Raw genomic sequence first — 11,042 nt, forward strand, 5'->3', positions numbered from 1 at the left:
CATGTGGATCTGTTTCTTGTCACCGTGCCCGACACCGATGACGGCCTTCTTCACCGCGTTGGGCGCATATTCGGCAACCGCAAGACCCGCCAGCGCGGGCACCAGCATGGCAATGCCCCGCGCCTGTCCGAGCTTGAGCGTCGCGGTGGCGTCCTTGTTCACGAAGGTCGCCTCCACCGCCGCCTCGTGCGGTTGATGATCGTGCAGAATATTCGACAACCCGTCATGCAACTGACAAAGCCTGCTTGCCAGATCGCACTCGCCGTCGGAGCGAACTGTTCCCGAAGCGATGAAATGGAGGCAATTGCCCACACTGTCGATCATGCCCCAACCGGTCCGGCGCAAACCCGGATCGATCCCGATGATGCGTGTCGTCTGGTTTTGAGCCATGTCCCCGTCCGTCGATTGCCGCTTCCGAGCTATGCCACAGAAAAGCGAACAAAACAAAAACATTTCGTAAATAACAACAAAAAACCCGGATCGGCGACCCGGGTTCCGTCAGCGGCCTGCGCGAACGACCTCACGCTTCGGCAAGCCTTGCCATAACGTCGTCGGAGATTTCGAAATTGGCGTAGACGTTCTGAACGTCGTCATCGTCTTCGAGCGCGTCGATCAGCTTCATGAGCGTGCCGGCCTTCTGCTCGTCGACCTCGGTGCTGGTCTGCGGCTTCCAGATCGGCTTGACCGATTCCGGTTCGCCAAGCGTTGTTTCCAGGGCCGTCGAGACCTCACCGATGGACTCGAACGCGCAGGTGATCGTGTGGCCTTCCTCTCCCGACTGCACGTCGTCCGCACCGGCCTCTATCGCCGCCTCCATGACGGTGTCCTCGTCCCCGGCCTCCGGTTTGTAGAGGATTTCCCCGACCCGGTCGAACATGAACCCGACCGATCCGGTTTCCCCGAGCGTCCCGCCATTTTTGGTAAAACAGGCACGCACATTGGACGCCGAGCGGTTGCGATTGTCCGTCAGCACCTCGACGATGACGGCAACGCCGCCGGGGCCGTATCCTTCATAGCGGATTTCCTCGTAATCCTCGCTGTCGCCGCCCGCGCCCTTGTTGATCGCCCGCTGGATATTGTCCTTGGGCATCGACTGACCCTTGGCGTTCTGCACCGCAAGCCGCAGCCTCGGATTGCCTTCGATATCCGCGCCGCCCATTTTTGCGGCGACCGTCAGCTCCTTGGAGAGCTTTGAAAACAGCTTCGAGCGCACCGCGTCCTGCCGGCCCTTGCGGTGCATGATGTTCTTGAATTTTGAATGGCCTGCCATGGCACCCGTCCACAATACCGTTACGCGATTTGCGCGCCTTATAGGCAAAGCGATCCGGATCGTCCAGACACCGGCGCCCGGCGCTCCGGATGCCACCGTGAGTTTGCGCGCTTCATCTAAAGGCGCAAGTGGGGTATATTGCTGCCGATGGGAATCACGAAAAGCCAGCCTTCGGCACAAAAATACTGACCACGCGACCCATCGTTTGCGGCGGCCCTACCGCACAAAAGCGGCAACCGGTGCAAGCTGAAAATCAAGCGCGCGATGTTCGACGGGATATGTCGGATCATGATTTTGAGAGCTTTACGGGGCGAACACAATGAAATGGCATTGGGGATTTATCAGCCTGATCTGCGCCATGCCGGCAGTCGTCGGCATCGCCGGCGGGCTGAAACTTGCGGGCATAAACCCGACAGAGGCGAGCAGCGGCCGCGAACCGCCGCCGGTTTCGACATGTCAGGCGGTTGCGGAAGCTCCGCTGGCCGGTATCGTGCAGCTCGCCTCATCGGAGCCCTTGAGCCGCGAGCAGGTCCGCATCTCTTTTATCGGCCATTCCACCTATATGATAGAGACGCCCGAAGGCGTGACGATCGCGACCGACTACAATGGCTATGTCGGCAACAATGAGCCGCCGACCGTCGTAACCATGAACAAGGCGCATTCCAGCCACTTTACGCTCCAGCCGGACCCGGCCATCGAAAACGTGCTGCCCGGCTGGAATCCCAATGGCGGCCCCATCGGTCACGACATCGTCGTCAGCGATACATATATCCGCAACGTAACAACCGATATCCGGTCGGGTTTCGGCAGCCGGGAGGCCGACGCCAACTCCATCTTCATCTTCGAGGTTGCCGGCCTGTGCATCGGCCATCTTGGCCACCTGCATCACGAACTGGAGGATCGTCATATTGCGCAGATCGGGCGTCTCGATATTGTCATGGTGCCAATCGACGGCGGACTGACCATCGGACATGAGCGGATGAGCGACGTTGTCAAACGTCTCCGCGCCTCGATTGTCCTGCCGATGCACCGCCGCGGCTCGCCGATCAACGCTTTCCTGGACCTGTTCGGTGACGATTTCGATCGCCAGTTCCTGCCCACCGATACGTTGATCGTTTCCCTTCGCGAGCTGCCGGAACAGCCGACGATCATCGTGCCGCACGGGGTGTGACAAAGGCTCAGTAAACCGGCAGGCACTCTTCCAGCCGCGGGCCGATGCGGATCGGCTGGATCGTTTCTGCAAGGCCCGTCCTGTCGGACACCTCAACGGCGACGCCGCAAAGCGTTGCCGGTCCCGTTGCCGCCTCGAACCGGCCTTTCGGTATCTTGGAGACAAATCGGTTGATCGGCTCTTCCTTGTCCATCCCGAGCGACGAATCGAAATCGCCGCACATGCCGGCATCCGAAATATAGGCCGTTCCGCCGTTCAGCACCTGGTGATCGGCCGTCGGAATGTGGGTGTGCGTTCCAACCACGAGGCTGACCCGCCCGTCGACGAAATGGCCGAAACACTGCTTTTCGCTGGTTGCCTCGGCATGAAAGTCGATGATCACGGCATCGGCCTGCTCACCCAGCGGACAGGCCGCCAGTTCGCGCTCGGCCGTCATGAAGGGATCGTCGAGATCGGGATGCATGAAGATCCGGCCCATAATGTTGCTGACCAGAACGCGCGCGCCGTTGCGCGCCATATAGACGCCGGAGCCACGCCCCGGCGTGCCTTCCGGAAAGTTCGCCGGCCTGATGAAACGGTCGTGCCGCTCGCAAAAACTCAACGCCTCACGCTGGTCCCAGACATGATTGCCGGTCGTCACCACATCGGCGCCGCTTTCGATCGTGCGCAGGAAAATGTCTTCGGTAATGCCGAAACCGCCGGCCGCGTTTTCACCATTGACCACGACGAAATCGAAGCTGAACGCCTCGATCAGCCCGGGCAGCTTGTCCCAGACGGCCGTGCGGCCGCTGCGGCCCACCATATCGCCAAGAAAGAGTAGCCTCATGAACCGCTGACCTCGGGCATCGGGCGCAGACCCCTCTCCGTCAGGACTGCCGACAGCGCCACATCATGTGCCTCGCTGGGTATCCGACCCACCTCCTGCGCCTCGAATGCGACGCCGATGAGCAGCGGTTCTAGTGCCTTTTTGTGCAGATTGGCAATCGCCCGGTCGTAATAGCCGGCGCCATATCCGATGCGGTGTCCCGTCCTGTCGAATGCCGCCAGCGGTACAAGCATGACCGTCGGATCCACAATGGCGGCGTCCGGACCGGGTCCGGCGGTTCCAAAACCCGTGTCGACCATCCCGGCGCCGCGAACCAGCTCTCTGAAAATGACCGTCGTCTTGTCGACGATGGTCGGCAGGCAAAGCCTTGCGCCCCTTTCCCGCAGCGAGAACATGAGCGGGCGCACATCGACTTCCGAGCGGATGGGCCAGAAGCCGGAAACGACCGCACCGTCCGTCAGCGCGATCGCACCGGCGCCGATTCTGTCGATCGCCAGGCTTGCCTCGATGCGCTGCTGCGGATCGAGCGCATCGCGTGCGGCAAGCGTGCGGCGGCGTATTTCTGATTTGAGCGTCTTCTCGGACATGGGGCTAGAGAGCGGTTTATGGGGCGGTCCGCGGCAACCGGCGGAGGTTTACGATCCCGGGAACCTACAAAGTAGGTGGGCGCCGTGTGTAAAAACCCACGGGTCTGAACAGGGACAGCTCCCTTAGGATCGACTAAGGCCCCGGGGATTGTGTTTCCAACCGAGAGGCGCAGACCGCGGCGGGAATATAGTGTCGACTCCGGCAATGCGCCAGCCCCGCCGCTCATAATGTCGCGGCATTCAGCTTTTTTCGATCTTTTCGGCGATACGTTCGATCTGCTCGGTGATCTTCGAGACGGTGTCGGCCAGCGTGGCGTCGGCGTCGTCGACACGGGCGAGCGCCGTATCGCGGGTCTTCTTCAGACTGCCGACCTCGCTCTCCAGACCCTGGAGCTTGCGTTGGGCCTCGCTGAGTTCATCCATGACAAGAATCCCCGCCATGACCGTTATGCGCAGATCGCCGATCTCCCCGAATTCGCCTTTCAGATGCCCGACATACCGATCGAATTTGCTGGCAAGCTCGGTCAAATGCGGTTCCTGCCCCTCCTCGCAGGCCATTCGGTAGGCCTTGCCGTCAATGTTCACCGTGACCTGTGCCATCGCCTATCGATCCAGCACCGCGCGGATCGTCTCCATTGCCGTTACGAGCCTGCGGGACACCTCGCGGTTCGCCTCCTCCAGCCGTCCCGCCCGCTCCTCGGACTGATCGAGTTCCTGCGCCAGCCGGGATCTGTCGGAGTTGAGGCGCTGGACTTCCTCCTCCGCATCGGCGAAGTCGCGTTCCTTCTCAAGACGACCGTCCACAATGTTCTCAAGCCGCGAGAGAGCCTTGCTGAGATCATCGAGCGCCGATTTTGCTGTTTTCCCGCCTGACATGCTCTGCCCTATGCCTTCGAGTTCACAAATCGTTTGATTCTCCGGCACTTACCGTTCGAAGATTATGCGGCGCAGGAAGCAGGCGTCAAATATTGTTGTCGTTCATACGCCATTCCATTGGGGATAACCCGCCACATGCCTGCGAAGCCGCCATCCGCCGATATGGTGGGCGGCAATTGCACAACAGCCTGCAATCGCGCCGCTTCGCAACCGATCGGCGGCCTCGTTTGTTGACTCCGCGAACGCACCTGCTATGTGTCAGCTGCTTTCAATGGGCGACCGCGCAAGGTCGCCTGACGATACCCTGATAAAGCCGAAAAAAGTCATGATCCCACGCGAAAAACACGACCGGATGGCAAACGCAATCCGTTTTCTTTCCATGGATGCTGTCGAGAAGGCCAAGTCCGGCCACCCGGGACTGCCGATGGGCGCCGCCGACATAGCCACCGTCCTGTTTACGCGCTTCATGACCTTCGACCCCAAGAGACCCGAATGGCCGAACCGCGACCGGTTTGTGCTGTCGGCCGGCCACGGCTCGATGCTGATTTACTCCCTGCTCTACCTGCTCGGATACGAAGACATCACGCTCGATGAGATCAGGAATTTCCGCCAGCTTGGATACAAGACCGCGGGACATCCGGAGTTCGGCCACGCGGCCGGCATAGAAACCACCACCGGCCCCCTGGGGCAGGGACTGGCGAATGCCGTCGGCATGGCGATCGCCGAGCGCAAGCTGGCCGAGGAGTTCGGCGGCGATCTCATGGATCATCACACCTATGTGCTTGCCGGGGACGGCTGCCTGATGGAAGGCATCAGCCAGGAAGCGATCGCGCTCGCCGGCCACCTCAAGCTGAACAAGCTGATCGTGTTTTGGGACGACAACGGCATTTCCATCGACGGAGCCGTCAGCCTTTCCGATTCCACCAACCAGGTGGCCCGTTTCGGGGCCAGCGGCTGGAACACGATCAGCATCGACGGTCATGACGCGGATGCCATTGCCGCGGCGATCGAGAAGGCCAGGGAATCGGACATGCCGACCATGATCGCCTGCAAGACGACCATTGGCTACGGCGCCCCGAACAAGGCCGGCACGGCAAAAGCCCACGGATCGCCGCTGGGCGCGGAGGAAATCGAAGGCGTCCGCGAAAAACTCGCATGGCCGCACAAGCCCTTTGAAGTGCCGTCCGACGTGCTCGATTGCTGGCGGCTCGCGGGGCTTCGCTCCACCAAGGAACGCAAGGCCTGGGAAGAACGGGTCGAGAAGGCCGATGCCGGCGTGCGGGCCGCCTTTGTCCGCCGCATGAGCGGCGAACTGCCCGGCGGCTTCGACAGCGCCATCGACGAATACAAGCGCAAGCTCGCGGAAGACACGCCGACGCTGGCCACCCGCAAGGCCTCCGAAGCCGCTCTTCATGTGATCAACGGTATCGTTCCCGAAACACTCGGCGGCTCTGCGGACCTCACCGGCTCCAACAACACCAAGACGGAACACACCGACGCGATCACACCGGATGATTTTTCCGGCCGCTACATCCATTACGGCATCCGCGAGCATGGAATGGCGGCGGCGATGAACGGAATCGCCCTGCACGGCGGGCTGATTCCCTATTCCGGCGGTTTTCTCATCTTCTCCGATTACTGCCGCCCGTCGATCAGGCTTGCAGCGCTCATGGGCATAAGGGTGATCCACGTGCTCACCCATGATTCGATCGGCCTTGGCGAGGACGGTCCGACTCACCAGCCGGTCGAGCATCTGGCCTCCCTGCGCGCCATGCCGAACCTGCTTGTGTTCAGACCGGCGGACGCCACGGAAACCGCCGAATGCTGGCAGCTTGCCCTTGAATCGGAAGCCAGGCCCTCCTGTATCGCGTTGACGCGTCAGAACCTGCCCGCCGTTCGCACGTCCTACATCGAAGAGAATATGTGCGCTTTCGGCGCTTACGACATGGTGCCGGCCAGCGATGCGGACGTGACGATCTTCGCATCCGGATCCGAGGTCGAAATCGCCCTGGAAACGCGCGAGAAGATCGAGGCCGCGGGACGCACCGCGCGCGTGGTATCGGTGCCGAGTGTCGAGCTCTTCGAAGAACAGTCGGACGAGTACAAACAGGCCATACTGGGCAACTCCCCGATCAAGGTCGCCATAGAGGCGGGCGTGCGTCAGGGCTGGGACCGCTTCATCGGAAACGACGGAATTTTCATCGGCATGAGCACCTTCGGCGCCTCCGCGCCCTATAAGGATCTCTACAACCATTTCGGCATCACCGCCGATGCGGCATTCGACGCCGTTGAAGAAAAACTGGAAAGCCTGGCAGGCAAGGCCGCCTGATTTTCGACACACGGACCGGAGCGGCCTGGCCGACATCCGGGATATATAGGTATCACTTACGGGAGACCCTCCATGACCGTTAAAGTCGCCATCAACGGATTTGGCCGTATCGGCCGCAATGTGCTGCGCGCCATCATCGAATCGGGCCGTACCGATATCGAAGTCGTTGCAATCAACGATCTCGGGCCGGTCGAAACCAACGCGCATCTGATCCGTTACGACAGTGTTCACGGCCGCTTTCCCGGCACGGTGACGGTCGAGGGCGAGACCCTCGATGTCGGCCGCGGTCCCATCAAGGTAACGGCGATCCGCGACCCGAAGGAGCTTCCCTGGGCCGATGTTGACGTGGCGCTCGAATGCACCGGCATTTTCACGGCCCGCGACAAGGCGGCGATGCACCTTGAGAACGGCTCGAGCCGCGTTTTGGTTTCCGCGCCGGCAAGCGGCGCCGACAAGACGATTGTCTTCGGCGTCAACGACAGCGCACTGACCGATGAGGATCGTGTCGTCTCCAACGCGTCATGCACCACCAACTGCCTTTCGCCGGTCGCCTATGTGCTCAACAACGCCATCGGCATCGAAAAGGGCTTCATGACGACGATCCACTCCTATACCGGCGATCAGCCGACGCTGGATACGATGCACAAGGATCTTTACCGCGCCCGCGCCGCCGCCATGTCGATGATCCCGACCTCGACCGGCGCCGCCAAGGCGGTGGGGCTTGTGCTTCCCGAGCTCAACGGCAAGCTTGACGGTGTCGCCATTCGCGTTCCGACGCCGAACGTGTCGGTCGTCGACCTGAATTTCATCGCCGCACGTGAGACGAGCGTCGAAGAGGTCAACGCCGCAATCCGCAGCGCCGCCGACGGCGATCTCAAGGGTATCCTCGGCTACACGGATGAGCCGCTGGTCTCCGTCGACCTGAACCATGATCCCCACTCCTCCATCTTCCACATGGATCAGACCAAGGTCATGGACGGCACCTTCGTGCGCATCCTGACCTGGTACGACAATGAATGGGGCTTTTCCAACCGCATGTCGGATACAGCCGTTGCCATGGGCAAACTGATCTAGAGCGAGTTGTGGTTAGATTGACGCATTTGATGGCGGAAAATCGGTTCACAAGGACCTTGCCGATTTCGCCCAACGCCTGAAAGACATTCCGCCACGAGAGCGCTGACCATGAACCAATTCAAGACCCTGGATTCCCTGACCGACATTGCCGGAAAACGGATTTTGATCCGCGTCGATCTCAATGTTCCCGTCAAGGACGGCGCGGTGACGGACACGACCCGCATCGAGCGGGTGTGTCCGACGCTGATCGAGCTGTCGAAGAAGGGAGCGAAGGTGATCCTGCTCGCCCATTTCGGCCGGCCCAGGGGAGAGGCCGTCCAGAGCATGTCGCTGCAGCCGATCGCCCATACGGTCGAGGAAGTCATCGACCAGCGCGTGCATTTCGCGCCCGATTGCGTCGGGCAGTCCGCCTCGGATGCGGTCAATGCCATGTCAAACGGCGATATTCTCCTTCTGGAAAATGTCCGCTTCCATGCCGGAGAGGAAGCAAACGACCCGCAATTCGCCAGGCAACTTGCCGAAAACGGGGATATCTACGTCGACGATGCGTTTTCCGCAGCCCACCGCGCCCATGCGTCAACCGAGGGTCTGGCGCGCATCCTGCCGGCCTATGCCGGTCGCACGATGCAGGCCGAACTCGAGGCTTTGGAAAAGGGCCTTGGAAACCCGGCGCGTCCGGTCGTCGCCATCGTCGGCGGCGCAAAGGTATCGACCAAGCTGGACCTTCTGATGAATCTCGTCGGCAAGGTCGACGCCCTGGTCATCGGCGGCGGCATGGCGAACACATTTCTCGCGGCGAAAGGCACCGATGTCGGCAAATCGCTGTGCGAGCACGATCTTGCCGCCACCGCCAAACAGATCATGATCGAGGCGGCGGCCAACAATTGCGCCATCGTGCTGCCGGTCGACGGCGTTGTCGCGAAGGAATTCGCCGCCGGCGCCGACAACGAAACTGTCACCATTAATGACGTTCCCTCCGATGCCATGATCCTCGATGTCGGTCCGAAGTCCGTCTCGGCCGTCAATGACTGGATCCACCGGGCCAGCACTCTGGTCTGGAACGGGCCGCTCGGCGCGTTTGAAATCAAACCCTTCGATACGGCCACCGTGGCCGCGGCCAAATATGCGGCCGAGCGCACCAAGGAAGGCCTGCTGATTTCCGTCGCCGGCGGCGGCGATACGGTCGCGGCACTCAACCATGCCGGTGTTGCGAAGGATTTCAGCTACGTTTCGACCGCCGGCGGCGCGTTCCTGGAATGGATGGAAGGCAAACCGCTTCCCGGTATCGACGCCCTCAAGGACTGAGCGCAAGGATCGTATGCATGACAAGGGTCTTATGCCTGGATGGCGGATATCTCGTCGGGCGCGCCGTCTTCCACGACATCGCCGACAATGGTGTAATTGTGCCTGTCGGAAGCACCGATATTGCCGACGACCGCGCGGCCCGTCGGTTGCCCGGCTCACTCGCCCGCCGGCGCAAGCATGGAGCGTCGTAAACCATGAACGAAATCATCTGAGGATTTCAATCGATTGAACCATATTCAATCGATTCAATACCCATGGGCGGCATTTCACTGCCAACCGTCTTCTGCTATCGGCATGGGAAATTTCGCAAGAACAACCGAAAATCGCCCGCCGCCGCACACGGCGCCGTGGCGTGCAAGCAAGGAGAGCAATCGATGAGTGAACGCCTGGAAGACATCGCCGCGGCAATGGTGGCAAGCGGAAAGGGCATCCTGGCAGCCGACGAATCCAGCGGCACCATCAAGAAACGGTTCGATTCAATCGGTGTCGAATCAACCGAGGACAACCGCCGCGACTACCGCGAAATGCTCTTCCGCGCAGACGAAGCCATGCGCAATTACATCTCGGGCGTCATACTGTTCGACGAAACCTTGCGCCAGAAAGCAGCGGACGGAACGCCGCTTGTCGACATCATCAAAAACACCGGTGCGGTGGCCGGCATCAAGGTGGACGCCGGCGCAAAGGATCTGGCGGCCTTTCCCGGTGAAAAGATCACCGAGGGGCTGGACGGCCTGCGCGAAAGGCTTGCCGAATATCACGGCCTTGGCGCGCGCTTTGCCAAATGGCGCGGCGTCATTGCCATCTCGAGCGCACTGCCGAGCCGCGGCGCCGTTCGCGCCAATGCGCAGGCGCTCGCCCGCTATGCGGCCCTGTGCCAGGAAGCCGGCATCGTACCGATCGTCGAGCCTGAGATTCTCATGGACGGCGAACCCGGCGACCACTCCGTCGACCGTTGCTACGAGGTGAGCGAGGAGGTGCTGCGCACCGTATTTTCCGAGCTCTACGACGCGCGTGTGAGCCTTGAAGGCATGGTCCTGAAACCGAACATGGTCGTTGACGGCAAGAACGCCCGCAAGGCGAGCGTCGAGGAGGTTGCCGAAAAGACGGTCCGCTGTCTGCGCGCGACCGTGCCGGCATCGGTTCCGGGCATCGCCTTCCTTTCAGGCGGCCAGTCGGACGAAGAGGCAACCGCGCATCTGTCGGCCATGAACGCCGCCTACGACACGCCCTGGCGCCTGACCTTTTCCTATGGCCGTGCGCTTCAGGCGGCCTGCCTCAAGGCCTGGGGCGGCAAGTCCGAGAATGTCGCGGCCGGTCAGCGCGCCTTCTCCCACCGTGCCCGCATGAACGGCCTTGCGGCAACCGGCAACTGGAACCGCGATCTGGAACAGGCTGCCTGAGCGTCCGCGCCCGCCAGGCGAACTTGACAGCGCCCACAGGTCGTGTCGCAAGTTTTCTTGCCGTGGTTCCCTTTGAGGGCGCAGGCATTTCGGAATCGGATTTCCAGTCAAGCATCGGGCGATCATTTTGAACCATTTGAGCAGGAACGAGCAGTGATCGCGACATCGGGTATTTGAAATCCAGGATCATTGCGCAACTCCTGC

The 11,042-nt window shown here is 61.2% G+C and carries 11 protein-coding genes and 1 other RNA gene; 5 read left to right on the forward strand and 7 right to left on the reverse strand.

The features are described from left to right. Positions 1-390, reverse strand: a 390-nt coding sequence (gene ruvC, locus AC5E6N_RS20285; RefSeq protein ID WP_491749514.1) for a crossover junction endodeoxyribonuclease RuvC, incomplete at its 3' end; no start/stop codon positions are given. 130 nt (positions 391-520) lie between these two features. Further along, positions 521-1,270 (reverse strand): YebC/PmpR family DNA-binding transcriptional regulator, encoded by a 750-nt coding sequence (locus tag AC5E6N_RS20290; RefSeq protein ID WP_491749515.1) that lies wholly within the window; start codon positions 1,268-1,270, stop codon positions 521-523. A 358-nt stretch (positions 1,271-1,628) separates the two neighbouring features. Between AC5E6N_RS20290 and AC5E6N_RS20295 the strand changes: the two genes are divergently transcribed. Beyond that, positions 1,629-2,441: an MBL fold metallo-hydrolase gene (locus AC5E6N_RS20295; protein ID WP_491749523.1), complete on the forward strand. Its 813-nt coding sequence runs from the start codon at positions 1,629-1,631 to the stop codon at positions 2,439-2,441. A 7-nt stretch (positions 2,442-2,448) separates the two neighbouring features. Here the strand turns inward: AC5E6N_RS20295 and AC5E6N_RS20300 are convergent, their stop codons facing one another. The 5 genes from AC5E6N_RS20300 to AC5E6N_RS20320 form a co-directional block, all read right to left on the reverse strand. Continuing rightward, positions 2,449-3,267 carry a TIGR00282 family metallophosphoesterase gene (locus tag AC5E6N_RS20300; RefSeq protein WP_491749516.1) on the reverse strand — a complete coding sequence of 273 codons (819 nt, stop codon included), beginning with the start codon at positions 3,265-3,267 and terminating at the stop codon, positions 2,449-2,451. Then, positions 3,264-3,854, reverse strand: coding sequence for a 5-formyltetrahydrofolate cyclo-ligase (locus AC5E6N_RS20305; protein WP_491749517.1), 591 nt, complete (start codon positions 3,852-3,854; stop codon positions 3,264-3,266). The genes AC5E6N_RS20300 and AC5E6N_RS20305 overlap by 4 nt, the downstream gene beginning before the upstream one ends. Before the next feature lie 21 nt (positions 3,855-3,875). After that, a non-coding RNA gene (gene ssrS, locus AC5E6N_RS20310) (6S RNA) lies at positions 3,876-4,033 on the reverse strand. Between the two features lie 61 nt (positions 4,034-4,094). Next, positions 4,095-4,454, reverse strand: coding sequence for a cell division protein ZapA (locus tag AC5E6N_RS20315; protein WP_491749518.1), 360 nt, complete (start codon positions 4,452-4,454; stop codon positions 4,095-4,097). Positions 4,455-4,457: 3 nt separating this feature from the next. Next, the gene (locus AC5E6N_RS20320) at positions 4,458-4,730 is read right to left on the reverse strand and encodes a DUF4164 domain-containing protein (RefSeq protein ID WP_491691224.1); all 273 of its coding nucleotides are present in this window, start codon (positions 4,728-4,730) and stop codon (positions 4,458-4,460) included. 325 nt (positions 4,731-5,055) lie between these two features. Between AC5E6N_RS20320 and tkt the strand changes: the two genes are divergently transcribed. The 4 genes from tkt to AC5E6N_RS20340 all read left to right on the forward strand — a co-directional run bounded on the left by tkt (position 5,056) and on the right by AC5E6N_RS20340 (position 10,838). Beyond that, positions 5,056-7,059, forward strand: a complete 2,004-nt coding sequence (tkt, locus tag AC5E6N_RS20325; protein ID WP_491749519.1) for a transketolase — start codon at positions 5,056-5,058, stop codon at positions 7,057-7,059. A 72-nt stretch (positions 7,060-7,131) separates the two neighbouring features. Beyond that, a complete protein-coding gene (gene gap / locus AC5E6N_RS20330) occupies positions 7,132-8,133 on the forward strand; it encodes a type I glyceraldehyde-3-phosphate dehydrogenase (RefSeq protein WP_491749520.1) in 1,002 nt (333 codons plus the stop codon). Between the two features lie 108 nt (positions 8,134-8,241). Further along, positions 8,242-9,438 carry a phosphoglycerate kinase gene (locus AC5E6N_RS20335; protein WP_491749521.1) on the forward strand — a complete coding sequence of 399 codons (1,197 nt, stop codon included), beginning with the start codon at positions 8,242-8,244 and terminating at the stop codon, positions 9,436-9,438. 374 nt (positions 9,439-9,812) lie between these two features. Beyond that, positions 9,813-10,838 (forward strand): class I fructose-bisphosphate aldolase, encoded by a 1,026-nt coding sequence (locus tag AC5E6N_RS20340; protein ID WP_491749522.1) that lies wholly within the window; start codon positions 9,813-9,815, stop codon positions 10,836-10,838. Positions 10,839-11,042: the final 204 nt, after the last annotated feature.

The organism is Hoeflea sp. (genome assembly GCF_984452065.1).